We start from the raw sequence: 24,514 nt of genomic DNA, 5'->3' as shown, positions 1-24,514 counted from the left end.
TTGAATGCGCCGCTAAGTTTGCTCAGTATCGTACTGAAACCGGTTTCTGTTTTGCTAATGCGAATTAACGAGGGGATCTATGTCGGGATTTAAAGCGAATTTCATGTGGGGTGGGGCGGTCGCGGCGCATCAACTGGAGGGCGGCTGGCAGGAAGGCGGAAAGGGAATCAGCGTGGCCGATGTGATGACCGCAGGCGCGCACGGCGTCGCGCGGGAAATCACCGACGGCGTGCTGCCAGGCAAAAATTATCCCAATCACCACGCCATTGACTTTTACCGCCGCTACAAAGAGGACATAAAGCTGTTCGCGGAAATGGGCTTCAGGTGTTTCCGCACGTCCATTGCCTGGACACGTATTTTTCCACAGGGAGACGAAACCCAGCCCAATGAAGCGGGGTTGCAATTTTATGACGACCTCTTTGACGAGTGTCTGAAATATGGCATTGAACCGGTGATCACCTTGTCGCATTTCGAGATGCCGTACCATCTGGTGACGGAATACGGCGGCTGGCGCAACCGTAAGCTCATCGACTTTTTCGTGCGCTTTGCGAAGGTGGCGTTTACGCGCTATCAGCATAAAGTGAAATACTGGATGACGTTTAACGAGATTAACAACCAGGCGAATTATCATGAAGACTTCGCGCCGTTTACTAACTCCGGATTGAAATACCAGCCGGGCGAAGATCGCGAACCGATAATGTACCAGGCGGCGCACTACGAGTTGGTCGCCAGTGCGCTGGCGGTGAAAGCCGCCCGCGAAATCAACCCGGCGCTACAGGTCGGCTGCATGATCGCCATGTGCCCCATATACCCGCTGACCTGTGCGCCGGACGACATGATGATGGCGATGAACGCCATGCACCGCCGCTACTGGTTTACCGACGTCCACGTACGCGGTAAATACCCGCAGCACATCCTTAATTATTTCGAACGGCGCGGCTTCGCGCTGGATATCACCGACGCCGATCGCGCCGCGTTGTCTGAGGGCTGCGTTGATTACATTGGCTTTAGCTATTACATGTCGTTTACCACCAAAGCGACGGAGGATAATCCACAGCTTGACTATGACGAAACGAAGCATTTGGTCGCCAACCCCTACGTGCAGAAGTCGGACTGGGGGTGGCAGATCGATCCCGTCGGCCTGCGCTATTCGTTGAACTGGTTCTGGGACCACTATCAGCTGCCGCTGTTTATCGTTGAGAACGGCTTCGGCGCCATTGACGTTCAGCAGCCTGACGGATCGGTGGACGACAGTTACCGTATTGACTACCTGGCCGCGCACATCCGCGAAATGAAAAAAGCGGTGGTGGAGGATGGCGTGGATCTGATGGGGTACACGCCATGGGGATGCATCGATCTGGTTTCCGCTGGCACGGGCGAAATGAAAAAACGCTATGGCTTCATCTACGTCGACAAAAATAATGACGGGAGCGGCACATTGGCCCGGCAGCCTAAAAAATCTTTCGCATGGTATCAGCAGGTGATTAAAAGCAACGGTGAAACGCTCTGATTTCAGCGACTTGACCCGCCGCCCCGCGCAGAATGCGGGGCGTGTTTTATACTCATCAGCCAAAGGTAAATAACTTTGCTTGATCCAGGTCATGCATACGTTATGTTGCGCCCAGGAGGAAAAGCGGTATAATCCGGCGATTTTTTTGTGGTTGCCACTCGTCTGAGGAAAGGAGAAGAGTATGAAGATCGTGGAAGTCAAACACCCACTCGTCAAACACAAGCTGGGTCTGATGCGTGAAAACGACATCAGCACCAAACGCTTTCGTGAACTCGCCTCGGAAGTAGGCAGTCTGCTGACCTACGAAGCGACTGCGGGCCTGGAAACCGAAAAGGTGACCATTGAAGGCTGGAATGGCCCGGTTGAAGTCGACCAGATTAAAGGGAAAAAAATTACCGTCGTGCCTATCCTGCGCGCAGGTCTGGGGATGATGGAAGGGGTACTGGAAAACGTACCAAGCGCGCGTATCAGCGTGGTCGGGATGTACCGCAACGAAGAAACCCTGGAGCCGGTTCCTTATTTCCAGAAGCTGGTGTCCAACATCGACGAGCGTATGGCGCTGATCGTTGATCCGATGCTGGCGACCGGAGGTTCCGTTATCGCCACCATCGATCTGCTGAAAAAAGCCGGTTGCAGCAGCATCAAGGTGCTGGTGCTGGTTGCCGCGCCGGAAGGCATTGCCGCGCTGGAAAAAGCGCACCCGGACGTGGAACTGTACACCGCGTCGATCGACCAGGGATTGAACGAGCACGGATACATTATTCCGGGGCTTGGCGATGCCGGTGATAAGATCTTTGGGACGAAATAAGTGAATCATTAAATATCAGCCGACTTTAAGAGTCGGCTTTTTTTTGAATAAAACAACTCAACTGCTAATAACAAAACACACAGAGGAAAACACTATGACGCGCCGTGCTATCGGGGTAAGTGAAAGACCGCCGCTTTTACAGACAATCCCGCTTAGTTTGCAACACCTGTTCGCCATGTTTGGCGCAACCGTGCTGGTGCCCGTTCTGTTTCATATTAACCCGGCCACCGTTCTGCTGTTTAACGGCATTGGTACGCTGCTGTATTTGTTTATCTGTAAAGGGAAAATCCCGGCTTATTTAGGGTCGAGCTTTGCCTTTATCTCCCCGGTGCTGCTCCTGCTGCCGTTAGGCTATGAGGTGGCGCTGGGCGGCTTTATTATGTGCGGCGTGCTGTTCTGCCTGGTCTCTTTCATCGTGAAGAAGGCAGGCACTGGCTGGCTGGACGTGATGTTTCCTCCTGCTGCGATGGGCGCCATTGTTGCCGTTATCGGTCTGGAACTGGCGGGGGTCGCTGCTGGCATGGCCGGACTGCTGCCGGCGGAAGGTCAGTCCGCGGATGCGAAGACCATTATTATCTCCATGGTGACGCTGGCGGTGACCGTGTTCGGTTCTGTACTGTTCCGCGGCTTTATGGCGATTATCCCGATCCTCATTGGCGTACTGGCGGGCTATGCGCTTTCCTTCGCGATGGGCGTTGTCGATACCACACCGATCGCCGAGGCGCACTGGTTTGCGCTGCCGACATTCTACACCCCGCGTTTCGAGTGGTTCGCTATTCTGACCATTCTGCCAGCGGCGCTGGTGGTGATTGCTGAACACGTCGGGCACCTGGTGGTTACGGCGAATATCGTTAAAAAAGATCTGGTACGCGATCCGGGTTTGCATCGCTCCATGTTCGCTAACGGTTTATCAACGTTGATCTCCGGCTTCTTCGGCTCTACACCGAACACCACCTACGGCGAAAATATTGGCGTCATGGCAATTACCCGCGTGTACAGCACCTGGGTGATTGGCGGCGCGGCGATCTTCGCTATCCTGCTCTCCTGCGTAGGCAAACTCGCAGCGGCTATCCAGATCATTCCGCTACCGGTGATGGGTGGGGTATCCCTGTTGCTGTATGGGGTGATCGGCGCGTCCGGTATCCGCGTGCTGATTGAATCGAAGGTGGATTACAACAAAGCGCAGAACCTGATCCTGACCTCCGTCATTCTGATCATTGGCGTCAGCGGCGCGAAGGTTCACATTGGCGCCGCTGAACTGAAAGGCATGGCGCTGGCCACCATCGTCGGGATTGGCCTGAGTCTGATCTTCAAGTTAATCTCAGTATTGCGTCCGGAAGAAGTGGTACTGGATGCGAAAGACGCGGATACGCCGCAGCAGTAACGCAGAAACCGGGCAGGGACGCTGCCCGGTTCTATCACAGCGGAATTCTGTGTTAAACTCATCGCGATTTAATGAAATCTGGGTTGAGGTATCTCTGAACACACCGGCACAGCTCTCCTTGCCACTTTATCTTCCTGACGACGAAACTTTCGCAAGTTTCTGGCCGGGGGATAACGCCTCTTTACTGGCCGCACTGCAAAACGTGTTGCGTCAGGAGCATAGCGGATACATTTATCTCTGGTCGCGTGAAGGCGCGGGCCGCAGTCATTTATTGCATGCCGCCTGCGCGGAACTGTCGCAGCGCGGCGACGCGGTCGGCTATGTGCCGCTGGACAAGCGCACCTGGTTTGTTCCGGAGGTGCTCGACGGGATGGAACAGCTTTCGCTGGTCTGTATCGACAACATCGAATGTGTCGCCGGCGATGCGCTGTGGGAAATGGCGATTTTCAATCTCTACAACCGCATCCTCGAGTCTGGAAAAACGCGTCTGCTGATTACCGGCGATCGTCCGCCACGTCAGCTTAATCTCGGCTTGCCCGATCTGGCCTCGCGGCTGGACTGGGGGCAAATTTACAAGCTTCAGCCTCTGTCGGATGAAGACAAACTTCAGGCGCTTCAGCTGCGCGCCCGGCTACGTGGCTTTGAGCTACCCGAAGACGTTGGGCGCTTTTTGCTTAAACGGCTGGATCGCGAAATGCGTACGCTGTTTATGACGCTGGACCAGCTCGATCATGCCTCGATTACCGCCCAGCGTAAGCTGACGATTCCGTTCGTCAAAGAGATCCTCAAGCTTTAACCGCAGACTGCTCTGGGTCTGTCTGATGTAATTCTGCTTCGCTGACGCCCGTCACGGTGAGAATGAGTGGCAGGTCGAGCCCGTTTTTCAGCATCTCTTTTGCGATACGTAACGCCGCGAGCTTTTGCCCTTCTTCAAAGCCTTCGTTTCTCAGATATTCTGCCAGCGTCATAATTGTGTCCTTATATTCGGTTGGTTGGTTTGCCAGTGTCTGGAAAAAAGCGCGTTGATTTTCTACTTTTCCATTTTTTGATATGTAAAGCAATACTGTTTTAAGCTGCTCGTGGGTGATGTTGTTTTGATTGATTAATATTACTAATTTATCTATTAATTCATTTAAATCGCGCAAGCGAATATGTTTTTGCACTATTTCCAGAATCGCCATTCGTCGATGCTGCATAATTTCATCATCGGGAATGATGGTAATATCGACTAAAGGAAAGGCGTGATTATAGAAATTTTCAGCCAGCGACGGCAGCGCAAACGCATCCAGCCAGCGCATTGAGTATGGATAAGGGCTAACCAGACCGTGATAGAACAGAACCGGGATCACCAGCGGTAATGTGTCGTGTCCGGCGTCAAGGTGACGTTGCATGGCGGCAATGGCATAGCGCATCAGGCGAAACGCCATGTGCCGGTCGGGAGAGCTCTGATGTTCAATTAACGCGTAAATATAACCGTTACCTGCGCGCGTCTTTAATGAGTAAAGAATATCCGAATAATAGGCGCGCATCGTCTCCTCAATAAAACTGGCAGACTCCAGACGAAGCGTACTGAGGTCACAAAGTTTATGCAGCGCACGGGGTAAATGACTCTCCAAAAAATCACGCGCGGTTTCGGGATGGGATAGAAATTGTTTAAACACGGCATCATGCGGTGTCGAGGTGTTCTTTTTATTCATGGCATCCTTTTCCTTCTTTAATGAATAGTCCGCAATCTAGCAGAAAGAAAAATAAAGAAGAGAAAGAAGCGGCAAGGATGCGAGTAGCCTCGGAAAATTATTGAGAGCCAAATAATAGAAAAGCGCCGCAATCGATACTGAGGCGGCGCATGGGCGGTTAGCGGACGATGTCCAGCACCTGCTCTGGCGGTCGTCCGATTCGTGCCTGGCCGTTCGCCACCACAATCGGGCGCTCCATCAGTTTGGGATTTTCTACCATCGCCTGAATCAGTTGCGCCTCCGTCAGATTGCTGTCTGCCAGATTGAGCGCTTTGTAGAGATCGTCTTTCTGGCGCATCAGTTCGCGGGCGCTGGTCATGCCCAGCATTTTCAGCAGTTGACGCAGTGTTGCCGCATCGGCGGGGGTGTCGAGATAAAGCACCACTTCCGGCTCCACGCCGTTGGACTGCAGCAGGCTCAGCGTTTCGCGACTCTTGGAACAACGCGGATTATGGTAGATTTTTACCGCTTCTGACATGACTTCTCCTTGTATCGCTATCCGGGCAAAGGACAGATAATTACATTTTGGTGTAAGGCTTAAAGCGTTCTTGCAGCTGACGCAACTGGTCGATACGGGCATCGTAACGCGCCTGCTGCTGGCTGCCCAGCTTCGCCTGTGAGCTGGCGCTGCTGAGTAATGAGATCGCCTGATCGAGACGGCCCGCCAGCGCGTAGCCTTCCGCGCGGGCCGCAAGCTCTTGATCGCGATGATTCAGCGCAGCTTGCGCCTGGGCAAGAAGATCCCAGCCATTGCTGTCGTCTTTATAATTAAACGTATAGCGGTTGAGGATCGTTGCGGCTTCCTGCGCCTGTCCACCCTGCAGCAGCGCGTTCGCGAGGTTAAGCTGCAGGACAGGGTTCACCCGCAAATCGCGCGCATTTTTCAGACGCGCGATCGCGTCATGGGTTTTCTTCTGTCCGAGGTCGATGTCGGTGGCCAGATCCAGATACCAGGCGTTCCCCGGCTCCGCCGATAACAGCGGCTGGAGCGCTTTGCGCGCTTCATCATATTTACTGCCTTCCATTGCCTGAAGCGCCCGGCCATATTGCGCGGCGCGCTGCTGGCGGACGTTGCCTTTCGCCAGTTCATCCAGCAGATCGCTGGTTAACTGGTTGCGTCCGGAATTATACATTCCCAGGGTTCGCACTTTCGCTAAATAGAACGCTTCCGATGATTGCACCACGACCGGACGCATCTGGTTTGCCCGGTTACGGGCGTCAGAAAGTCGGCTTTCCGGCAGGGGGTGGGTTAACAGGATTTCCGGCGGACGGGAGGAGTAGCGCGCCTGGTCGAGCAGTTTTTCCAGGAATGTCGGCATAGCCTGTGGATCGAATCCGGCACGCTGAAGCACCTGGATCCCTATACGGTCGGCTTCCTGTTCGTTCTGCTGGGTAAAGCTGATCATTCCCTGACGTGTGCCCGCCAGCGTCCCGGTGAGCGCCGCCATCCCCGCCTGCGGGCTGGCCATTGCTAACAATATGGAGCCCAGTGCGCCAACCCAGGTGAGCGGCGCGCTGCGTTTTTGATCTTCCATCGCCCGCGCCAGGTGGCGTTGGGTAACGTGGGAAATTTCGTGCGCCATGACCGAGGCGAGTTGGCTTTCGTTATCAGAGTAGCGAAACAGCGCGGCGTGCAGCACGACGTTACCGCCGAAGAAGGCGAATGCGTTGATTTCGTCGTTATTTATCAAAAAGAAATGGAAGGGCGTTTTGACCGAGTCGGCATGGGAAACCAGGCGCATCCCGAGTCCGTTAATGTACTGAACCAACAACGGGTCGTTAATCAACGGCGCGCTGCCGCGCAGCTGGCGCACATAATAATCGCCCATCTGCAATTCCTGCCCGATGGAAAGGGTGCTTGCAGCCGACGTTCCCATGTCCGGCAATGAGTCCGCAGCGTCTGCGAACGCGGGCGCCGCCTGACCGAGGGTCAGTGCGGCAATGAGGGTAGCCACCAGGTTTTTCTTAAACTGCCTGAACATAACCTCTGTCCTGTTTTCTTTGAGATAGTCATTTGACCGATGCCGGGCAGTATCGTTCCCGCTCTGCCTGCAAGGGCAGTGTAGCGGTGAAACCTGCGGATGAATACCCTGCACAAATGACTTTTCAGTTTCCTGAATCAGTCATAAAAAGCGAAGTCTTTTTTGTGACATTTCGATACAATTCGGGATCGCAATCCCGCTAATGAGGTTCAGGGAAGGTTTTATGCTCGAAATGTTGATGCAATGGTATCGCCGTCGCTTTAGCGACCCGGAGGCGATTGCTTTGCTGGTGATCCTGGTTGCCGGGTTCGGCATCCTTTTCTTTTTTAGCGGATTACTGGCTCCGCTGCTGGTGTCTATCGTGCTGGCTTATTTACTCGAGTGGCCGACCGTCCGCCTGGAGAAGATCGGCTGTTCACGCCGCTGGGCGACGTCGATTGTGCTGGTACTGTTTGTAGGCATTTTACTGCTTATGGCGTTTGTGGTGATGCCGGTGGCCTGGCAGCAGGGGATATACCTGATCCGCGACATGCCCGGCATGTTGAATAAACTCTCTGATTTCGCCGCGACATTGCCGCGTCGTTATCCTGCGTTAATGGACGCGGGCATCATTGACGCCATGGCGGAAAACATGCGTACCCGCATGCTGACGATGGGCGATTCCGTAGTGAAATACTCACTGGCGTCTCTGGTTGGCCTGCTGACCCTGGCGGTTTATCTGGTGCTGGTGCCGCTGATGGTGTTTTTCCTGCTGAAGGACAAAGAGCAGATGCTGAATGCGGTGCGCCGGGTGCTACCGCGCAACCGTGGGCTGGCGGGGCAGGTCTGGAAAGAGATGAATCAGCAAATTACCAACTACATCCGCGGTAAAGTGCTGGAAATGGTGGTGGTGGGTGTGGCGACCTGGCTGGGCTTCCTGCTGTTTGGCCTGAACTATTCGCTGCTGCTGGCGGTGCTGGTCGGCTTTTCGGTTCTTATCCCCTATATCGGCGCCTTCGTGGTGACGATCCCGGTAGTGGGCGTGGCGCTGTTTCAGTTTGGTCTGGGGACCGAGTTTTGGAGCTGTTTCGCGGTTTATTTGATCATCCAGGCGCTTGACGGCAACCTGCTGGTGCCGGTTTTGTTCTCTGAAGCGGTGAATCTGCACCCGTTGGTGATCATTCTCTCCGTGGTCATTTTTGGCGGCCTGTGGGGTTTCTGGGGCGTCTTCTTCGCGATTCCGTTAGCGACTTTAATTAAAGCCGTGGTCCATGCCTGGCCTGATGCGCAGCGCGTTGACGCAGCGTAACTCTTTTCATCCGGTAACGTTCTGTTACCGGATTGCTTCTCCCCCTCTAAATGTTTTCTGAATATACCGCCACGCTGTCGTTTTTCTTCCTTTTTGTCTTTAACGTGACCCGGGTGATGAATTTTTGTCACGCATGGAAAAGACCGACAGGAGAAAAAAATGGGTCACAACACACACACGCAACAGAAACCGGGGTGGGGCGGTTATCTCGCCTTTTTCATTACGATTCTCTTTTTTTCAGGGATGTTTGCGAAAAGCACGGAATGGTGGCGGGTTTTCGATTTTACCGTGCTCAACGGCACGTTTGGTCAGATCAACGCGGCGGGAGATAAAGCCCTCTCGTTTCGCGGGATCGGTGGAACGGGAGCAAAAGACGGATTTCTTTTCGCCCTCGAACTCGCGCCGTCGGTCATTCTGTCGTTAGGGATTATTTCGGTGACGGAAGGGCTGGGTGGCCTGCGCGCCGCCCAACAGTTGATGACGCCCGTTCTGCGTCCTTTACTGGGGATTCCAGGGATTTGCTCGCTGGCGTTGATTGCGAACCTGCAAAATACCGACGCTGCGGCAGGGATGACCAAAGAAATGGCGGAAGAGGGGCTCATTACCGGGCAGGAGCGCGCGATTTTCGCCACCTGGCAAACCAGCGGTAGCGCCTGCATAACCAATTATTTTTCCTCTGGCGCAGCGCTGTTCACCATGATTACCGTGCCGGTCATTACCCCGCTGGCGGTGATTCTGGTCTTTAAGTTTGTCGGCGCGAATCTGCTAAGGCTGTGGATATCGCTGCTGGAAAATCGTCGTCTGCAACGGGAGGCCTGAGATGAGTACGCAGGTACGTAAAAATGTCATGGATATGTTTATCGAGGGCGCGCGGCGCGGTTTTACCATCGCCACTACCAGCCTTCTTCCCAACGTGGTGATGGCGTTTGTCATTATCCAGGCGCTGACGGTGACAGGACTGCTTGATATCGTTGGCCGCGTCTGCGAGCCGGTGATGGCGCTCTGGGGCTTGCCAGGCGAGTCTGCCACCGTACTGCTGGCTGCGGTAATGAGCATGGGCGGTGGCGTAGGCGTTTGTGCGAGCCTGGTGGTGGCGGGATCGCTGACGGGGCATGACGCGACCGTCCTTTTACCTGCGATCTACCTGATGGGCAACCCGGTACAAAACGTCGGACGCTGTCTCGGGACAGCGGGTGTCGATCCGCGGTATTATCCGCACATCATCGCCGTGTGCGTGATTAACGCGCTGGTGTCGATCTGGGTCATGCAACTTATTGTTTAACAAGGAAGGTTATGAACTGTTCAATTCTGAACCTGACGCTGTTTCAGCGTGGACATGTCTACGCCCCTGACGATCTTGGCGTACAGGATATTCTCGTCGCCAGCGGCAAAATCGTGGCGATTGCTCCCACTATCGCGCCGGGCGATTTTCCTGGCTGCCAGTGTATTGATCTGGCAGGCGCCGTTGTCTGCCCGGGTTTTATCGACCAGCATGTGCACCTGATTGGCGGCGGTGGCGAAGCGGGGCCTCATACCCGCACGCCGGAAGTGCGTTTGTCGCGGCTGGTGGAGGCCGGGATCACGTCCGTAGTCGGGTTACTGGGGACTGATGGGATAACCCGCCATCCGGAGTCGCTCCTCGCGAAGACCCGCGCGCTGGAAACGGAAGGTATCAGCGCGTGGATGCTCACCGGCGCCTACTCGCTGCCCTCTCCGACCCTCACCGGCAGCGTCGATCGTGACGTGGCGCTGATCGATAAGGTCATTGGGGTGAAGTGCGCGATTTCCGATCACCGCTCGTCTGCCCCGGACGCCGCCGCGCTGGCTAATATGGCCGCACAGGCGCGCGTCGGCGGACTACTGGGGCAGAAAGCGGGCGTGAGCGTGTTTCATATGGGCAGTAGCCCCAGGATGCTCGAGCCGTTGTATGAGATCCTCGCGAATGCCGATGTGCCCATCACAAAACTCCTGCCAACACATGTTAACCGCGCCGAGTCGCTGTTCCATGCGGCGCTGGATTATGCGCACGACGGTGGCTATATCGACATCACCAGCAGCATTGATGAGCCTGTTGATCCCGCCACGGCGATCGTTACCGCCCTACAGAATGATGTTCCGTTGTCGCGTCTCACCCTCAGTTCAGACGGTAACGGCAGCCAGCCGGAGTTTGATGAAAACGGCAATCTGATCGGCATCGGCGTGGCGGGATTCGACTCGCTGGCACAGACGCTGCGCCAGTTAGTCACTATTCATCATCTGCCGCTGGAGCAGGCGTTGTGCCCGCTTACGCGTACGGTGGCCGAATTCCTGGGCCTTGCCCATAAAGGCCGGTTAGCGGTCGGATGCGACGCTGATATTCTGGTGCTTAATGAAGCGCTGGAAGTGACACATCTGTGGGCGAAAGGCAAAGTCATGGTGCGGGACAAAAAAGCGTGCGTAAAAGGCACGTTTGAGTAAAACGCGTGGCAGCCGGCCTACAAAAGATAGCCTGTAGGCCGGTAACGGTCAGGCGTTTTCTTTCAGCCAGTTCAGCACGACATCGTGGTGATTGCTGGTTTTGAAGTCGTCGAAAACGTGTTCAACTTTACCGTCTGCGTCGATCAAAAAGCTGATGCGGTGAATACCGTCATAGGTTTTCCCCATAAAGGATTTCTCACCCCAGACGCCAAACTGTTCGCAAACCTGGTGATCTTCGTCAGACAGCAGGGTAAAGTTCAGCAGTTCTTTTTCGGCAAAACGGGAAAGTTTTTCGGGTTTGTCGGTGCTGATACCCAGCACATCCACGCCCGCCTTTTTCAACTCATCCATGTTATCGCGTAGGCCGCAGGCCTGAACGGTACAGCCCGGCGTCATGGCTTTCGGATAGAAATAGACCAGAACACGCTGTCCCTGGAAGTCGGTCAAATTTACTTGTTCCCCGTCTTGATCCGGCAAGCTAAATTTCGGTGCGATGTCACCGGCTTTCAGTGGATTCATTACTTAACTCCATCCTGTTCATCATGTTGTGAATAATTAACAACGTTAATACTGCCTTGTGCATTGAGTTCTGTACATAGGGCTTTAAACGCCTGCTCGATATTTTCCGCATCGTGTGATGCCGGGCTGTGCGCCGTAATCTGCACGTGCAACTGCGCAGGCGTTTCATTTTCAGCGGGTTGCGTGCGCGAAACCAGTTCCGCAATGTTCATTTGATGGCTATCAAACAGGGCTGTAAAACGCTCAATTAAATGAGGTGAATCCGGCACATCGACCTGAACCCATACTGTGGCGGGCATCGGCGGACGAGGACGGGCAGTGGTGCGCTTCATCACTATCAATAAATCCAGCTCTGCGCCTTTTAACGGCAAGGTCGATTCGATCAGGGTGATGGCATTCCAGCTACCGGACAGCAGCATGATAAACGTAAACTCCTCACCCAGCATGGCCAGTCGGCTGTCTTCAATATTGCAGCCACAACTGCTCACATGACGGGTGATCGTGTTCACAATTCCCGGGCGATCGGCACCCAGCGCAGTAATAACCAAATAATGTTGCGATGAAGGTGTCAAACCTGTTCTTCCTTTGATAGGTGGGGTAATCATAAGGAAAGCATAAAAAAAACCGGCATACAACAACCAGAAGGGCTCTGGTCACTTGCTTTTATTACCGTACCAAACGTACCATTGAGACACTTGTTTGCACAGAGGATGGCCCATGTTCACGGGAAGTATTGTCGCGCTTGTTACGCCGATGGATGAGAAAGGTAATGTCTGCCGGTCAAGCCTGAAAAAACTGATTGATTATCATGTCGCCAGCGGCACCTCGGCGATCGTTTCTGTGGGTACCACCGGCGAATCCGCTACGCTGAGCCATGATGAACATGGCGACGTGGTGATGATGACCCTGGAGTTAGCCGATGGCCGTATCCCGGTGATTGCCGGAACGGGCGCCAATGCGACCGCAGAAGCCATTAGTCTGACGCAGCGTTTCAATGACAGCGGAATTGTCGGCTGCCTGACGGTGACGCCGTATTATAACCGTCCGACGCAGGAAGGGTTGTTCCAGCATTTCAAAGCCATCGCGGAACATACTGACCTGCCACAAATTCTGTATAATGTGCCATCCCGTACCGGCTGCGATATGCTGCCGGAAACCGTAGGCCGTCTGGCGGAATTGAAAAATATTGTCGCCATTAAAGAGGCCACGGGGAACTTAAGTCGCGTTCATCAGATCAAAGAGCGGGTTTCTGACGATTTTCTGCTGCTTAGCGGCGACGATGCGACCGCGATGGACTTTATGCAGTTAGGCGGTCATGGCGTAATCTCCGTTACCTCTAACGTCGCCGCGCGCGACATGGCGGAAATGTGCAAGCTGGCGGCGGAAGGGCGTTTTGCCGAGGCGCGGGCGATCAACCAGCGTCTGATGCCGTTACACAACAAACTGTTTGTCGAACCCAACCCGATCCCAGTGAAATGGGCATGTAAGGCGTTGGGCCTTGTGGCGACCGATACGCTGCGCCTGCCAATGACGCCGATCACGGACCAAGGTCGTGACATCGTCGAAGCGGCGCTCAAGCACGCCGGTTTGCTGTAAAGTTTAGGGAGATTTGATGGCTTACTCAGTACAAAAGTCGCGCCTGGCCAGGGTTGCGGGTGTTTCGCTTGTTTTGCTGCTCGCTGCCTGTAGTTCTGATTCGCGCTACAAGCGCCAGGTGAGCGGTGATGAATCCTATCTGGATGCCGCGCCGCTTGCTGAACTCCATGCTCCAGCAGGTATGATTCTGCCGGTGACCACGGGTGACTATAACATTCCGGTGACCAACGGCAGCGGCGCTGTCGGTAAAGCGCTGGACATCCGTCCGCCTGCTCAGCCGCTGGCGCTGGTTAGCGGGGCGCGTACCCAGTTTGCTGGCGATACCGCAACGCTGCTGGTGGAAAACGGACGCGGTAATACGCTGTGGCCGCAGGTCGTTAGCGTGATTCAGTCTAAAAACTACACGATTGAAAAGCGTGACGACGCCAGCCAGACCCTGACAACCGACTGGGTTGAATGGAACCGTCTTGATGAAGACCAGCAGTACCGTGGCCGTTATCAGATTTCGGTGAAACCGCAGGGCTATCAGCAGGCGGTGATGGTGAAACTGGTTAACCTGGAACAGGCGGGTAAGCCGGTTGCTGACGCCGCTTCACTGCAACGTTACAGCGCGGAAATGATGAACGTTATTTCCGCGGGTCTTGATAAGACCGCGAATGACGCCGCGAACGCCGCGCAGAACCGCTCCGCCGCTACTATGGATGTGCAGAGCGCCGCAGATGAGACCGGTTTACCGATGCTGGTCGTGCGTGGTCCGTTCAACGTTGTCTGGCAGCGTCTGCCCGCCGCGCTGGAGAAGGCAGGCATGAAGGTAACCGACAGCACCCGCTCTCAGGGCAGCATGGCGGTGACGTACAAACCGCTGTCTGATAGCGACTGGCGTGAGCTGGGCGCAAGCGATCCGGGCCTGGCGTCCGGCGACTATAAGCTGCAGGTCGGTGACTTAGACAACCGCAGCAGCATGCAGTTTATCGATCCGAAGGGGCATACCCTGACGCAGAGCCAGAACGACGCGCTGGTGGCCGTCTTCCAGGCAGCGTTTAGCAAGTAAAAATACAGGGCTGGAGAAATCCGGCCCTTTTTATTTTCGTGCTACGCAAACGTGTGCGTGGCATAATGTTTCCCGTTTCGACTACAAATTCACACCCAGGAGTATTGAAGATGCAAAAGCAAGCTGAGTTGTATCGTGGTAAAGCGAAGACCGTATACAGCACGGAAAACCCGGATCTGTTGGTGCTCGAATTCCGCAATGATACGTCAGCAGGGGATGGCGCGCGCATTGAACAGTTTGATCGTAAGGGCATGGTGAACAACAAGTTCAACCACTTTATCATGACCAAACTGGCAGAGGCCGGTATCCCGACGCAAATGGAGCGCCTGCTCTCAGACACCGAATGTCTGGTAAAAAAACTGGATATGGTGCCGGTAGAGTGCGTGGTGCGTAACCGTGCTGCTGGCTCTCTGGTCAAACGCCTGGGTATTGAAGAAGGCATCGAACTGAATCCGCCACTGTTCGATCTGTTTCTGAAAAATGATGCGATGCACGATCCGATGGTGAACGATTCTTACTGCGAAACCTTCGGCTGGGTGAGCAAAGAGAACCTGGCGCGCATGAAAGAGTTGACCTACAAAGCCAATGACGTGCTGAAGAAGTTGTTTGATGACGCAGGTCTGATCCTTGTCGACTTCAAGCTGGAGTTTGGTCTGTACAAAGGTGAAGTGGTGCTCGGTGATGAATTCTCGCCGGACGGCAGCCGTCTGTGGGATAAAGAGACCCTCGACAAGATGGACAAGGACCGTTTCCGTCAGAGCCTGGGCGGCCTGATTGAAGCCTACGAAACCGTTGCGCGTCGTCTGGGCGTGAATCTCGACTAACAGACCCGGCGGGCCGGGGCTTTTTCTCCGGCTCGCTTGCGCTTTCCAGTGGTAATCTTGTGCTGAACCGCCTACGATCATCATCATAATGAATAGAGAGATGAGGTGATTATGCGCTGGCAAGGGCGACGTGAAAGTGACAATGTGGAAGACCGACGCAGCCGTTCTGGCGGCGGCCCGTCTCTGGGCGGTCCGGGTTTTCGTTTGCCGAGCGGAAAAGGCGGTCTGGTTCTGCTGATTGTCGTTCTGGTCGCAGGCTATTATGGGGTCGACCTGACGGGCTTAATGACCGGACAGCCGGTTTCGCAGCAACAATCTTCACGCTCCATCAGTCCAAACGACGATGAAGCGGCCAAGTTTACCTCCGTGATTCTGGCGACAACGGAAGACACCTGGGGGCAGCAGTTTGAAAAAATGGGGCGTACCTACCAGCAGCCTAAGCTGGTGATGTACCGCGGCGCTACGCGCACCGGATGCGGCACCGGGCAGTCCATTATGGGACCGTTCTACTGTCCGGCGGACGGTACGGTCTATATCGATCTTTCCTTCTATGACGAAATGAAAAACAAGCTGGGCGCGGACGGCGATTTCGCCCAGGGCTACGTTATTGCGCACGAAGTCGGTCACCATATCCAGAAACTGTTAGGCATTGAGCCAAAAGTTCGCCAGCTGCAGCAAAATGCCTCGCAGACGGAAGTTAACCGTCTTTCCGTGAGAATGGAACTGCAGGCTGACTGCTTTGCGGGCGTCTGGGGTCACAACATGCAGCAGCAGGGCGTACTGGAGGCTGGCGATTTGCAAGAAGCGCTGAATGCCGCCGAAGCCATTGGCGACGATCGTCTGCAGCAACAAAGCCAGGGACGCGTGGTGCCGGACAGCTTCACTCACGGCACGTCTGAACAGCGCTACACCTGGTTTAAACGCGGTTTCGACAGCGGCGATCCGGCGCAATGTAATACCTTCGGCAAAGCGCTCTGATTGCAGAGGCAGGGATGTCCGACGTTATGACGCTGAATGCGCTCACCGCGCAGCTGGCGCGCGAGGGGATCCGCCGCCTGCTGGTGCTGAGCGGCGAGAATGACTGGTGTCGGGAACAGGCGTTGCGCCTGCGGGCACAGCTTCCCGGCGACTGGCTCTGGGTTTCGGACGATGCGCCCTCGGCGCCCTGCTGTTCGCCGCAGGCGCTGCAAACCCTGCTGGGTCGAGAATTTCGTCATGCGGTTTTTGATGTGCGTCAGGGGCTGGATGCGGCGGCGTTCGCAGCCTTAAGCGGTACGCTGCGCGCGGGAAGCTGGCTGGTCCTGTTGGTTCCGCCGCTGGCGCGTTGGTCCACGCAACCGGATGCGGATTCGCTTCGCTGGAGCGACTGCGCTCAGCCCATCCCGACGCCCAATTTTGTTCGCCATTTCTGCCATGTCCTCCTCTCTGACGGGGAGACGCTATGCTGGCAGCAACATCAGCCGTTTACCGTCCCGCATTTTCCGCAGCGTCCTGCGTGGCAGCCTGCCAGCGGTGAGCCGTTGCCGGAACAAGCCGCCCTTCTGGCGAAACTGTCAACGATGCCGGAAGGCATTGCCGCCGCGATCGCCGCCCGCGGTCGCGGCAAGTCCGCCCTGGCGGGCCAGCTGATTGCGCGTATTGCCGGGACGGCGATCGTCACCGCGCCTGCGAAAGCGGCAACGGACGTGCTGGCGCAGTTTGCTGGCGATAAATTCTGCTTTTACTCACCGGATGCGCTGCTGGCAGCCGACGTACGCGCCGACTGGCTGATCGTGGACGAAGCGGCCGCGATCCCCGCGCCGCTCCTGCACCGCCTTGTATCGCGTTTCCCCCGCGTCTTATTGACCACCACCGTTCAGGGCTACGAAGGCACCGGACGCGGATTTTTGCTTAAGTTTTGCGCCCGTTTTCCGACGCTTCAACGCTTCGAACTCCAGCACCCCGTTCGCTGGGCCAAAGGGTGCCCGCTGGAGAAAACCGTCAGCGACGCGCTGGTATTTGACGATGACGATTTTGCCACTTTGCCGCAGGGTGACGTAACCATCACCCCTTTTGAGCAAAAAAGCTGGCGAACGCGCCCGGCGCTACCGCTGGCGGCTTACCGGCTACTTTCCGGTGCGCACTATCGCACCTCGCCGTTGGACCTGCGCCGGATGATGGATGCGCCGGGGCAGCATTTTTTTCAGGCAAGCTGCGCCGGACAAACCGTTGGCGCGCTATGGCTGGTGGATGAAGGCGGGCTGAGCGGTGAACTCAGCCAGGCCGTCTGGGCGGGTTACCGTCGGCCTCGCGGAAATCTCGTGGCGCAGTCGCTGGCGGCGCACGGCGGCGATCCGCTGGCCGCCACGCTGACCGGTCGTCGTGTCAGCCGGATAGCCATACATCCCGGTCGGCAGGGGGAGGGTATTGGTCAGCAACTGATTGCCCAGGCCCATGATGCCCCCTGTGACTACCTTTCCGTTAGCTTTGGCTACACGCCGCTGCTTTGGCGTTTCTGGCAGCGCTGCGGCTTCATTCTGGTCCGCATGGGGAATCACAAAGAAGCCAGCAGCGGCTGTTACGCCGCGATGGCGATACTGCCGTTAACGGCGGCTGGAAAACGACTCGCGAATGAGGAACATGGGCGTTTACGCCGCGATGCGGAAGTCCTTAGTCAATGGAATGGCGAGACGATTCCGGTAGACCCCCTCAAAACGTCTACGCTTAATGAAGATGACTGGCGCGCCCTGTCTGGTTTTGCCTTTGCTCACCGGCCATTGCTCACCTCGCTTGGCTGTCTGAACCGCCTGTTGGCCTCCTGTACGCTGCCACTCCCGGCGCTACGGGGCGGCATACAGGATCGACATAGTGACGCGCAGTTGTGCGGCGCACTGAGACTTTCCGGGCGCAAAGCGTTATTGAGGCAACAACGGGACGAGGCGGCGCAGGCGCTTGCCGCGTTAGAGGATGAACGTTGCCGGCAGTACCGCGATCGCATTGTGCAATGGCAATTTTTTCACTAACTCCTTCAATTTTCTGGCATGGTCATTGCGATTGGGGGGCGTAGAATTGACACCCTAAGCTAAGGAGAATGCCATGAAACATGATCATTTTGTTGTTCAACGTCCGGGTAAACCTGCGCAGCAGCTGTTGCTCTTGTTTCATGGCGTTGGAGATAATCCGGTCGCAATGGGCGAGATCGGCTCATGGTTTGCACCCGTCTTTCCGGACGCGCTGGTGGTGAGCGTGGGCGGCATCGAGCCGAGCGGCACAGCGTCGGGACGGCAATGGTTCTCGGTGGACGGGGTGACCGAGGAAAATCGCCAGGCGCGGATAAATGCCGTGATGCCTGCCTTTATTGACACTGTGCGCGAGTGGCAACAGCAGAGCGGCGTTGGAGCTAACGCTACGGCGCTGATCGGTTTTTCGCAGGGGGCGATCATGGCGCTTGAAAGCATCAAGGCTGAGCCAGGCCTGGCTTCCCGCGTGATTGCGTTCAATGGCCGCTACGCCAGCTTGCCGGAAACGGCAACCACCGCGACGACTATCCATCTGATTCATGGCGGTGAAGATCGGGTAATTGAGCTTTCCCATGCGGTGGCGGCGCAAGACGCGCTGCAACGTGCGGGCGGCGACGTGACGCTGGATATTGTGGACGATCTGGGACATGCGATAGACGATCGCAGCATGCAGTTTGCGCTCGACCATTTACGCTACACCGTGCCGAAGCACTATTTTGATGAAGCACTCAGCGGCGGGACGCCAAAGGATGACGATATCATCGAGATGATGTAAGTCGGAAGCATAGTCAGGAGCGGAAAAAAGCGAAACGATGTTTTCCGCCTGGGCGATGAAATGGCCGGAAGGCAACGTCGCCTTTTCCGGCCCCTTTCAGTCCATAATGGGGTTATTTCTTCGGTTGGTCTTTCTTCGGCCAGTCGTCCTCATCATCCCACTTATCGTTGAAATCACGATGCGGGGGAAGCTCCGGCTTGTTGGCGAGAAATTTTTTATGGTCGACGCGCTTGAGATCTTTTATCACGTTCAGCAGTACGCCTACCAGAAACACCAGTACCAGAATCCACCAATATTTAGCCAGCCAGTCCATGCGCTTTACCTCTTAACGGAACATCGTCAGGAGACGAGTTGTTCCATGATACGTTGATACATACGGGCAAGCAGTTGCAGATCGGCGGCGTTTACACATTCATTGATTTTATGAATCGTGGCATTCACCGGGCCGAGCTCCACCACCTGCGCCCCCATGCGGGCAATAAATCGTCCGTCGGATGTCCCGCCCGTGGTCAGTAACTGCGGTTTAATTTCATTATAGTGCTCAATGGCATTCACCACCGCATCCACCAGCTTCCCGCGCGCCGTCAGGAACGGCTGGCCGGAGAGCCACCAGTCGACGGTATAACGCAACTGATGTTTGTCCAGCAGGGCATGAACCCGCTCTTTGATCATCTCATCGGTCAGCTCAGTGCTGAAGCGGAAGTTAAACTGCACAAACAGCTCGCCGGGGATCACATTGTTGCTGCCGGTTCCCGCCTGGATATTGGCGATCTGCATACTGGTGGCCGGGAAGAAATCATTGCCCCGATCCCATTCAATGCCCACCAGTTCGTTGAGCATCGGCGCGGCGCGGTGCACCGGGTTATCCGCCAGATGCGGATAGGCCACGTGTCCTTGCACGCCATGAATCGTCAGGTTACAGGTCAGAGAACCGCGGCGGCCGTTTTTGACGACGTCGCCTACCACTTCGGTGCTCGACGGCTCGCCCACCAGACAATAGTCGAGGCGCTCATTGCGCGCCATCAGCGCTTCCACCACCTTGACGGTGCCGTTCTTCGCGCTGGCTTCTTCATCGGAGGTGATCAGAAACGCCAGGCGTCCTTTGTGGTTGGGATGCTGCGCAACGAAACGTTCTGCCGCCACCACCATGGCCGCCAGCGAACCTTTCATATCCGCCGCGCCGCGACCAAACAACATACCGTCACGAATTGTCGGTTCGAAGGGCGGGTTGATCCAGCGGTCGGCATCACCCGCAGGCACTACATCGGTGTGACCGGCAAACGCTAACGTCTCGCCCTGACCGCGCCATGCCCAAAAATTCTGTGTATCCGCAAAATCCATACGCTCAACGGTAAAACCGATGGCGCGCAGGCGTTCAATCATCAACGCCTGACATCCCGCATCGTCCGGGCTAAGGGAAGGGCGGCGAATAAGCTGCTGTGTCAGCTCAATAACCGGGCACGACATAGACTACACCTCGTCAAAAAACTGCTGATAACTGGATTCACTAAAACCCAGCAGCATAGGCTTCCCGGGCGCGCAGAGCAATGGGCGTTTGATGATTGCCGGCATTTCCAGCATTAACGCGGTGGCTGCTGCGGCATCGGTAATGGCATTGCGTGTGGCTTCATCGAGTTTTCGCCAGGTGGTGCCGCGAGTATTCAACAATGCTTCCCAGCCCAGTTCTTCGATAAACGTAGTAAGTAGCGCGGGATCCAGGCCGTCTACGCGGTAGTCATGAAAGCGATAATCCCGGTTTTGCGCCTCCAGCCAGCGGCGGGCTTTTTTAATGGTATCGCAGTTTTTGATGCCGTAAAGGGTAATCATTTGCATCCTTATTATCGTAAACTGATTTTTTAATCAGTAATAATGTTGTGACTGATAATATGATTCGTCATGTAATGGTGATCAGAAAATATATCATTGTTGAAGGAGTGTGAATAATAATTCTCCTGATCTGCGCCGGATCGATGTTTATCGCGATTCGGAATTTACCTCTTGCATCCGGCTGTTTTTTAATCAAAATAAACGCTGCCGATAATAAGGTATGATTGTTTCAAAATATTGCAGTAAGTCACATAAAATTTATGGGTTCAGCGCCATGATGCTTACATCACTTCACGGTCTCCCCGGAGGATGTAATCACAGCAATCGGCTAATTTAACTTCACCCGGCGTGAAGGTGTTTTGTAGAATACCCATAATAAGAAGCAGAGGTCGTTATGATTGAACGTGAACTGGGGAACTGGAAAGACTTTATCGAAGTTATGCTTCGTAAATAAAATTCTGGAAAGGCATCCAAATAACAGAACAGATCGTGTGAGACGCATCACACTGAAAAGGCGACCCGTTGGCAGGTCGCCTTTTTGTTTGTTTATTCCGGACGCGGCTTCAACGGGAAGCGTCGGCGCACCAGCACGAAAAACAGCGGTACGAAGTAGATAGCCAGAATTGTCGCCGAGATCATCCCGCCCATCACGCCGGTACCGACCGCATGCTGACCCCCCGAGCCTGCGCCGTTGCTGATCGCCATCGGCAGTACGCCGAAGATAAAGGCCAGCGAGGTCATCAGGATAGGTCGCAAGCGCTGGCGACAGGCATGCAGCGTGGCCTCCAGCAGATCGTGGCCTTTTTCGTTCATCTCATTGGCGAATTCCACAATAAGAATGGCGTTTTTCGCTGACAAGCCAATCACCGTCAACAGTCCCACCTGGAAATAGACATCGTTTTCCAGACCGCGCATCCAGGTGGCGAGCAGGGCGCCAATCACCCCCAGCGGCACCACCAGCATCACCGAGAACGGCACAGACCAGCTTTCATACAGCGCCGCCAGGCACAGGAATACCACCAGTAGCGAAATGGCGTACAGGGCGGGCGCTTGTGCGCCGGACAGCCGTTCCTGATACGACATCGCGGTCCACTCAAGCCCAAATCCGGTTGGAAGCTGGCGTACCAGCGACTCCATCACGTCCATCGCCGTACCGGTGCTGACGCCAGGCGCCGCCTCGCCGACGATTTCAACGGCGGAGTAGCCATTATAGCGCTCCAGTCGCGGCGAGCCCGTTTCCCAGCGCGAGGTGGCGAAGGCCGAGAAGGGCACCATGCCGCCGCTGTTGTTGCGCACGTACCACAGATTGATGTCTTCCGGCAGCATACGGTATTTCGCCGCCGCCTGAACATACACCTTTTTTACGCGCCCGCGGTCCATAAAGTCGTTGACGTAGCTCGACCCCCAGGCCGTTTGTAACGTATCGTTGATGTCATCAATAGAGACGCCTAGCGCCTGAGCTTTGCGCTGGTCGATATCGATCTGCAACTGCGGGCTGTCGTCCAGACCGTTGTGGCGTACGCGAGTCAACTGGTTGTCGCTCGCCGCAAGCCGCAACAACTGGTCGCGCGCGGCCATCAGGGCATCGTGACCGGCCCCGGCGTGATCCTGCAACTCCATGTCGAAACCCGCAGAGCTGCCCAGGCCGCTGATAGCCGGCGGGCTGCTGGCAAACACCCGCGCCTCTTTAATCTGGTTAAACGCTTTGGTCGCGCGTTCGATAATGGCAAACGATGTGCCGGTCGTGGTGTTGCGCTCGTCCCAGTCTTTTAAACGAATAAACATTCGCGCCACGTTCTGACCGTTGCCGCCGGGGCCGGAGCCGACGGTGGCAAACACGGACTGGACGTTCTCTTTTTCGTGGGTAAAGAAGTATTTTTCGACCTGCTGTACCACTTTCAGGGTTTGTTGCTGCGTGGAACCGCTCGGCAACTGCACCGAGGTGATGAACATCCCACGATCCTCGAGCGGCAGGAAGGAGGTCGGCAGACGCAGAAACAGCACCACCATTCCCCCGAGCAGCAGCACGTAAATCAACATCCAGCGCAGGCTGCGGTGAAGGATCTTCGCCACGCCTTTTTCGTAGCGCTCGGCGTTACGGTTAAAGGTGCGGTTAAACCAGCCAAAGAAGCCAGTCTGCCCGTGATGCTCCCCTTTATGCAGCGGTTTTAGCAGCGTGGCGCACAGGGCAGGGGTGAGGATCATCGCCACCAGCACCGACAGCACCATCGCCGCGACAATCGTAATGGAGAACTGGCGGTAGATTGCCCCGGTCGTGCCGCCGAAGAATGCCATTGGCACAAATACCGCCGAGAGCACCATCGCGATACCGACCAGCGCCCCCTGAATTTGTCCCATCGACTTACGCGTCGCTTCGCGCGGGGAAAGTCCCTCTTCGCTCATGATGCGTTCGACGTTCTCCACCACCACAATGGCATCATCGACCAGCAGACCGATAGCCAGCACCATCGCGAACATCGTCAGGGTGTTGATACTGTAGCCAAAGGCGTAAAGTACCGAGAAGGTCCCCATCAACACCACCGGTACGGCGATAGTGGGGATCAGTGTGGCGCGGAAATTTTGCAGGAACAGATACATCACGAGGAACACCAGCGCGATGGCCTCCAGCAGCGTTTTCACCACATCTTCGATTGAGGCCTTCACGAAGGAGGTGGTTTCATAGGCGACCTTGTATTCCAGCCCGTGGGGAAAATACTGCGCCAGTTCATCCAGCCGCGCGAGCACCTGGGTCGCTGTCGCCATTTCATTCGCGCCAGAGGCCAGTTTTACCCCCAGCCCGGAGGCCGCATGGCCGTTAAAGCGGCTGAGATAATCATACTTTTCCGCCCCCATTTCGACGGTGGCGACGTCTCCCAGCGTCACTTCCGAGCCATCCTGATTCACCCGCAGCGTAATGGCGCGGAACTGTTCGGGGGTTTGCAGTAGCGACTGGGCGTTAATGGTGGCGTTCAGCGCCTGAGTATCAATGGAAGGCGTACCGCCAAGCTGACCCACCGCAATCTGCGCGTTTTGCGATTCAATGGCGTCGGTCACATCTTTCGCGGTCATCTGGTAGCTGTTGAGTTTGGCGGGATCCAGCCAGATACGCATTGAATATGGCGAACCGTAAGCATCAATATCGCCCACGCCGTTAACCCGGCTTAGCGGGTCCTGGATATTACTGGCGACGTAGTCCGCGATGTCCTGCTTATCCATTGAGCCGTCGGTGGAGACGAAGGCGATAGTCAGAATGTTGGTGTCCCCGGTTTTACGCACGGTTACGCCCTGATTCTGCACCGCCTGCGGCAGCTTACGCATGGCCGACTGCAGCTGGTTTTGCACCTGCTGAACCGCCTCATCCGGATCGGTTCCGGCGACAAAGCTCAGCGTCACCGAGGCCTGGCCGGTCCCGCTGCTTTGTGATGACATGTACATCAAATTGTCGAGGCCGGTCATGTTCTGCTCAATGACCTGGGTAACGGTGTTCTCAAGCGTTTGCGCGGATGCGCCCGGATAGTTAGCGGTGATGCGCACGTTAGGCGGCGCAAGGTCCGGATACTGCTCAATAGGCAAAGAAAAAATAGCCAGGGTTCCTGTCAGGCACAACAGGATAGCCAGCACCCAGGCAAAAATGGGGCGATCGATAAAGAAATTCGCCATCAGAAAGAGGACCTCATTTTTCTTGATAACTTATCGGTGTGATGTGCTTCACTGTAGCGGCAAGGCACAAACCAAACGTGGAGAAAAAAAGGAGATAA

General features: G+C 55.6%; 24 protein-coding genes. 15 read left to right on the top strand and 9 right to left on the bottom strand.

Annotated elements, in window-relative coordinates:
• Nucleotides 1-79: 79 nt before the first annotated feature.
• The 4 genes from CSE01S_RS17115 to CSE01S_RS17100 all read left to right on the top strand — a co-directional run bounded on the left by CSE01S_RS17115 (nucleotide 80) and on the right by CSE01S_RS17100 (nucleotide 4,498).
• Entirely contained in the window at nucleotides 80-1,510 is a 1,431-nt protein-coding gene (locus tag CSE01S_RS17115) for a 6-phospho-beta-glucosidase (RefSeq protein WP_042290930.1), read from the top strand.
• A gap of 181 nt (nucleotides 1,511-1,691) precedes the next feature.
• Complete coding sequence (gene upp / locus CSE01S_RS17110) at nucleotides 1,692-2,318, top strand: uracil phosphoribosyltransferase (RefSeq protein WP_003037929.1); 627 nt, start codon at nucleotides 1,692-1,694, stop codon at nucleotides 2,316-2,318.
• A 94-nt stretch (nucleotides 2,319-2,412) separates the two neighbouring features.
• The gene (gene uraA / locus CSE01S_RS17105; RefSeq protein WP_042290928.1) at nucleotides 2,413-3,702 is read left to right on the top strand and encodes a uracil permease; all 1,290 of its coding nucleotides are present in this window, start codon (nucleotides 2,413-2,415) and stop codon (nucleotides 3,700-3,702) included.
• Between the two features lie 94 nt (nucleotides 3,703-3,796).
• Complete coding sequence (locus CSE01S_RS17100) at nucleotides 3,797-4,498, top strand: DnaA inactivator Hda (RefSeq protein ID WP_217997764.1); 702 nt, start codon at nucleotides 3,797-3,799, stop codon at nucleotides 4,496-4,498.
• On the opposite strand, the gene CSE01S_RS17095 is transcribed toward CSE01S_RS17100, so the two are convergent.
• The 3 genes from CSE01S_RS17095 to bepA all read right to left on the bottom strand — a co-directional run bounded on the left by CSE01S_RS17095 (nucleotide 4,488) and on the right by bepA (nucleotide 7,420).
• Nucleotides 4,488-5,399: an Rpn family recombination-promoting nuclease/putative transposase gene (locus CSE01S_RS17095; RefSeq protein WP_042290926.1), complete on the bottom strand. Its 912-nt coding sequence runs from the start codon at nucleotides 5,397-5,399 to the stop codon at nucleotides 4,488-4,490. The genes CSE01S_RS17100 and CSE01S_RS17095 overlap by 11 nt on opposite strands.
• A 157-nt stretch (nucleotides 5,400-5,556) precedes the next feature.
• Complete coding sequence (gene arsC, locus CSE01S_RS17090) at nucleotides 5,557-5,916, bottom strand: arsenate reductase (glutaredoxin) (RefSeq protein WP_042290924.1); 360 nt, start codon at nucleotides 5,914-5,916, stop codon at nucleotides 5,557-5,559.
• Nucleotides 5,917-5,956: 40 nt separating this feature from the next.
• Complete coding sequence (gene bepA, locus CSE01S_RS17085; protein WP_042290922.1) at nucleotides 5,957-7,420, bottom strand: beta-barrel assembly-enhancing protease; 1,464 nt, start codon at nucleotides 7,418-7,420, stop codon at nucleotides 5,957-5,959.
• 223 nt (nucleotides 7,421-7,643) lie between these two features.
• Between bepA and CSE01S_RS17080 the strand changes: the two genes are divergently transcribed.
• The 4 genes from CSE01S_RS17080 (at nucleotide 7,644) to iadA (ending at nucleotide 11,165) form a co-directional block, all read left to right on the top strand.
• Nucleotides 7,644-8,708 (top strand): AI-2E family transporter, encoded by a 1,065-nt coding sequence (locus CSE01S_RS17080; protein ID WP_042290921.1) that lies wholly within the window; start codon nucleotides 7,644-7,646, stop codon nucleotides 8,706-8,708.
• A gap of 159 nt (nucleotides 8,709-8,867) precedes the next feature.
• Nucleotides 8,868-9,527 carry a nucleoside recognition domain-containing protein gene (locus tag CSE01S_RS17075; protein WP_042290919.1) on the top strand — a complete coding sequence of 220 codons (660 nt, stop codon included), beginning with the start codon at nucleotides 8,868-8,870 and terminating at the stop codon, nucleotides 9,525-9,527.
• A 1-nt stretch (nucleotide 9,528) separates the two neighbouring features.
• Nucleotides 9,529-9,990, top strand: a complete 462-nt coding sequence (locus tag CSE01S_RS17070) for a YjiG family protein (RefSeq protein WP_042290917.1) — start codon at nucleotides 9,529-9,531, stop codon at nucleotides 9,988-9,990.
• Between the two features lie 11 nt (nucleotides 9,991-10,001).
• Nucleotides 10,002-11,165, top strand: a complete 1,164-nt coding sequence (gene iadA / locus CSE01S_RS17065) for a beta-aspartyl-peptidase (protein WP_042290915.1) — start codon at nucleotides 10,002-10,004, stop codon at nucleotides 11,163-11,165.
• 48 nt (nucleotides 11,166-11,213) lie between these two features.
• Here iadA and bcp read toward each other — a convergent pair whose 3' ends face one another.
• Both bcp and CSE01S_RS17055 read right to left on the bottom strand, forming a co-directional pair.
• Nucleotides 11,214-11,684, bottom strand: coding sequence for a thioredoxin-dependent thiol peroxidase (bcp, locus tag CSE01S_RS17060; RefSeq protein WP_012906615.1), 471 nt, complete (start codon nucleotides 11,682-11,684; stop codon nucleotides 11,214-11,216).
• The gene (locus CSE01S_RS17055; protein ID WP_042290914.1) at nucleotides 11,684-12,256 is read right to left on the bottom strand and encodes a glycine cleavage system transcriptional repressor; all 573 of its coding nucleotides are present in this window, start codon (nucleotides 12,254-12,256) and stop codon (nucleotides 11,684-11,686) included. The genes bcp and CSE01S_RS17055 overlap by 1 nt, the downstream gene beginning before the upstream one ends.
• Before the next feature lie 145 nt (nucleotides 12,257-12,401).
• Here CSE01S_RS17055 and dapA point away from each other — a divergent pair, with 145 nt between their 5' ends.
• The 6 genes from dapA to ypfH all read left to right on the top strand — a co-directional run bounded on the left by dapA (nucleotide 12,402) and on the right by ypfH (nucleotide 18,929).
• Nucleotides 12,402-13,280, top strand: coding sequence for a 4-hydroxy-tetrahydrodipicolinate synthase (gene dapA / locus CSE01S_RS17050; RefSeq protein WP_042290913.1), 879 nt, complete (start codon nucleotides 12,402-12,404; stop codon nucleotides 13,278-13,280).
• Nucleotides 13,281-13,296: 16 nt separating this feature from the next.
• A complete protein-coding gene (gene bamC / locus CSE01S_RS17045; RefSeq protein WP_042290912.1) occupies nucleotides 13,297-14,331 on the top strand; it encodes an outer membrane protein assembly factor BamC in 1,035 nt (344 codons plus the stop codon).
• A 110-nt stretch (nucleotides 14,332-14,441) separates the two neighbouring features.
• Nucleotides 14,442-15,155, top strand: coding sequence for a phosphoribosylaminoimidazolesuccinocarboxamide synthase (gene purC, locus CSE01S_RS17040; RefSeq protein WP_042290911.1), 714 nt, complete (start codon nucleotides 14,442-14,444; stop codon nucleotides 15,153-15,155).
• Nucleotides 15,156-15,266: 111 nt separating this feature from the next.
• Complete coding sequence (ypfJ, locus tag CSE01S_RS17035) at nucleotides 15,267-16,133, top strand: KPN_02809 family neutral zinc metallopeptidase (protein WP_042290909.1); 867 nt, start codon at nucleotides 15,267-15,269, stop codon at nucleotides 16,131-16,133.
• 14 nt (nucleotides 16,134-16,147) lie between these two features.
• Nucleotides 16,148-18,157 (top strand): tRNA(Met) cytidine acetyltransferase TmcA, encoded by a 2,010-nt coding sequence (locus tag CSE01S_RS17030; protein ID WP_042290908.1) that lies wholly within the window; start codon nucleotides 16,148-16,150, stop codon nucleotides 18,155-18,157.
• Between the two features lie 73 nt (nucleotides 18,158-18,230).
• Nucleotides 18,231-18,929: an esterase gene (gene ypfH, locus CSE01S_RS17025; RefSeq protein WP_042290906.1), complete on the top strand. Its 699-nt coding sequence runs from the start codon at nucleotides 18,231-18,233 to the stop codon at nucleotides 18,927-18,929.
• 112 nt (nucleotides 18,930-19,041) lie between these two features.
• Here ypfH and CSE01S_RS17020 read toward each other — a convergent pair whose 3' ends face one another.
• From CSE01S_RS17020 to CSE01S_RS17010, 3 genes are read right to left on the bottom strand one after another with little or no spacing between them, the layout of a single operon-like run.
• Nucleotides 19,042-19,242: a YpfN family protein gene (locus CSE01S_RS17020; protein ID WP_042290905.1), complete on the bottom strand. Its 201-nt coding sequence runs from the start codon at nucleotides 19,240-19,242 to the stop codon at nucleotides 19,042-19,044.
• 26 nt (nucleotides 19,243-19,268) lie between these two features.
• Nucleotides 19,269-20,396, bottom strand: coding sequence for a succinyl-diaminopimelate desuccinylase (dapE, locus tag CSE01S_RS17015; protein WP_042290903.1), 1,128 nt, complete (start codon nucleotides 20,394-20,396; stop codon nucleotides 19,269-19,271).
• 3 nt (nucleotides 20,397-20,399) lie between these two features.
• Complete coding sequence (locus CSE01S_RS17010) at nucleotides 20,400-20,756, bottom strand: ArsC family reductase (RefSeq protein ID WP_042290901.1); 357 nt, start codon at nucleotides 20,754-20,756, stop codon at nucleotides 20,400-20,402.
• Nucleotides 20,757-21,150: 394 nt separating this feature from the next.
• On the opposite strand from CSE01S_RS17010, the gene ypfM reads away from it, so the two are divergent.
• Nucleotides 21,151-21,210: a protein YpfM gene (gene ypfM / locus CSE01S_RS23150; protein ID WP_001386977.1), complete on the top strand. Its 60-nt coding sequence runs from the start codon at nucleotides 21,151-21,153 to the stop codon at nucleotides 21,208-21,210.
• Between the two features lie 92 nt (nucleotides 21,211-21,302).
• On the opposite strand, the gene acrD is transcribed toward ypfM, so the two are convergent.
• Nucleotides 21,303-24,416 carry a multidrug efflux RND transporter permease AcrD gene (gene acrD / locus CSE01S_RS17005; RefSeq protein ID WP_042290900.1) on the bottom strand — a complete coding sequence of 1,038 codons (3,114 nt, stop codon included), beginning with the start codon at nucleotides 24,414-24,416 and terminating at the stop codon, nucleotides 21,303-21,305.
• Nucleotides 24,417-24,514: the final 98 nt, after the last annotated feature.

The sequence above is a fragment of the Citrobacter sedlakii NBRC 105722 genome (genome assembly GCF_000759835.1).
Classification (GTDB): Bacteria; Pseudomonadota; Gammaproteobacteria; order Enterobacterales; family Enterobacteriaceae; genus Citrobacter_A; species Citrobacter_A sedlakii.
The sequence above is the reverse complement of the archived record's forward strand: the minus strand, read 5'-3'. Positions and strand labels throughout refer to the sequence as shown.

Coding starts and splice junctions, on each gene's coding strand:
- CSE01S_RS17070 (WP_042290917.1), top strand. CDS start 9,529: ATGAGTACGCAGGTACGTAAAAATGTCATGGATATGTTTATCGAGGGC.
- CSE01S_RS17095 (WP_042290926.1), bottom strand. CDS start 5,399: ATGAATAAAAAGAACACCTCGACACCGCATGATGCCGTGTTTAAACAA.
- CSE01S_RS17080 (WP_042290921.1), top strand. CDS start 7,644: ATGCTCGAAATGTTGATGCAATGGTATCGCCGTCGCTTTAGCGACCCG.
- CSE01S_RS17020 (WP_042290905.1), bottom strand. CDS start 19,242: ATGGACTGGCTGGCTAAATATTGGTGGATTCTGGTACTGGTGTTTCTG.
- bcp (WP_012906615.1), bottom strand. CDS start 11,684: ATGAATCCACTGAAAGCCGGTGACATCGCACCGAAATTTAGCTTGCCG.
- purC (WP_042290911.1), top strand. CDS start 14,442: ATGCAAAAGCAAGCTGAGTTGTATCGTGGTAAAGCGAAGACCGTATAC.
- bamC (WP_042290912.1), top strand. CDS start 13,297: ATGGCTTACTCAGTACAAAAGTCGCGCCTGGCCAGGGTTGCGGGTGTT.
- uraA (WP_042290928.1), top strand. CDS start 2,413: ATGACGCGCCGTGCTATCGGGGTAAGTGAAAGACCGCCGCTTTTACAG.
- upp (WP_003037929.1), top strand. CDS start 1,692: ATGAAGATCGTGGAAGTCAAACACCCACTCGTCAAACACAAGCTGGGT.
- dapA (WP_042290913.1), top strand. CDS start 12,402: ATGTTCACGGGAAGTATTGTCGCGCTTGTTACGCCGATGGATGAGAAA.
- dapE (WP_042290903.1), bottom strand. CDS start 20,396: ATGTCGTGCCCGGTTATTGAGCTGACACAGCAGCTTATTCGCCGCCCT.
- acrD (WP_042290900.1), bottom strand. CDS start 24,416: ATGGCGAATTTCTTTATCGATCGCCCCATTTTTGCCTGGGTGCTGGCT.
- CSE01S_RS17030 (WP_042290908.1), top strand. CDS start 16,148: ATGTCCGACGTTATGACGCTGAATGCGCTCACCGCGCAGCTGGCGCGC.
- CSE01S_RS17010 (WP_042290901.1), bottom strand. CDS start 20,756: ATGATTACCCTTTACGGCATCAAAAACTGCGATACCATTAAAAAAGCC.
- ypfH (WP_042290906.1), top strand. CDS start 18,231: ATGAAACATGATCATTTTGTTGTTCAACGTCCGGGTAAACCTGCGCAG.
- ypfJ (WP_042290909.1), top strand. CDS start 15,267: ATGCGCTGGCAAGGGCGACGTGAAAGTGACAATGTGGAAGACCGACGC.
- CSE01S_RS17075 (WP_042290919.1), top strand. CDS start 8,868: ATGGGTCACAACACACACACGCAACAGAAACCGGGGTGGGGCGGTTAT.
- CSE01S_RS17115 (WP_042290930.1), top strand. CDS start 80: ATGTCGGGATTTAAAGCGAATTTCATGTGGGGTGGGGCGGTCGCGGCG.
- bepA (WP_042290922.1), bottom strand. CDS start 7,420: ATGTTCAGGCAGTTTAAGAAAAACCTGGTGGCTACCCTCATTGCCGCA.
- iadA (WP_042290915.1), top strand. CDS start 10,002: ATGAACTGTTCAATTCTGAACCTGACGCTGTTTCAGCGTGGACATGTC.
- arsC (WP_042290924.1), bottom strand. CDS start 5,916: ATGTCAGAAGCGGTAAAAATCTACCATAATCCGCGTTGTTCCAAGAGT.